Genomic DNA, 809 nt, shown 5'->3' with positions numbered 1-809 from the left:
TGAATCAGCTATCTATAAATTGATGCACTCGCATTTATTATAGACACAAAAAAGGCGCAAACCGCAGTCATACAACTCGCGATTTGCGCCTTTTTATTCACTAAACTGGCTTAACTATATATAGCCAATCAATCTTCAACGGGTACACGAAGTACTCGTGAATGTAACTCTGCTAACCCTTCTTGCATGCGTGCTTGCAACAAATTAGTCAGCTCGCTTTTGGTACAGCCTTTTGGATCTAGCGGCGCCAGTGGCAATACATACGCGGTGACATCTTTGCTATCGAGCACTTTTTTCATGCTGTCCTTCATTGTCATCTTGCCATAATATGGCAGCGCGTCACTGAGTGTACCATCTTTATCGACATAGGCGATAACAATGGGTCTGACAGGCACGTCAGCATCTATCGCTGACTGGAGCAATGTTCCATGAATACGCTTGATTTTTTTGCCACTAGTGGTGGTCGCCTCAGGGAAGAAAATCACCGAAAAACCTTTGGCTAAGAAATCAGCTATTTGTGAGGATACCGAACCTGCATCACCGGAGCCGCGCTCAATGAAAAGTGTGCCTGCCGCATGTGCGAGCTTACCGAACACAGGCCACTCACCAATCTCAGCTTTGGATAAAAAGAACGCTGGACTCACGGTACCAACGACAGGAATATCCATCCATGACACGTGATTCGATACCCATAAGCCATGGAACTGTTCTACAGGTTCCACTTCTACTACTTTTACCCCAAAAGAGCCTGCCATCTTGCGGCAGAATGTTTGGATATAACGTGGTAGGGTCTCGCGTGGTGGCTGCTT

1 protein-coding gene is annotated in these 809 nt (G+C 46.2%); it reads right to left on the bottom strand.

Features of this window, described 5'->3' with window-relative positions; translation table 11 throughout:
• Window positions 1-128: 128 nt before the first annotated feature.
• On the bottom strand, window positions 129-809 hold a 681-nt coding region (locus tag ACS8FC_RS16460), incomplete at its 5' end, for a lysophospholipid acyltransferase family protein (protein ID WP_439297567.1).

The sequence above is a fragment of the Psychrobacter sp. 1Y4 genome (assembly GCF_051847555.1).
The sequence above is the reverse complement of the archived record's forward strand: the minus strand, read 5'-3'. Positions and strand labels throughout refer to the sequence as shown.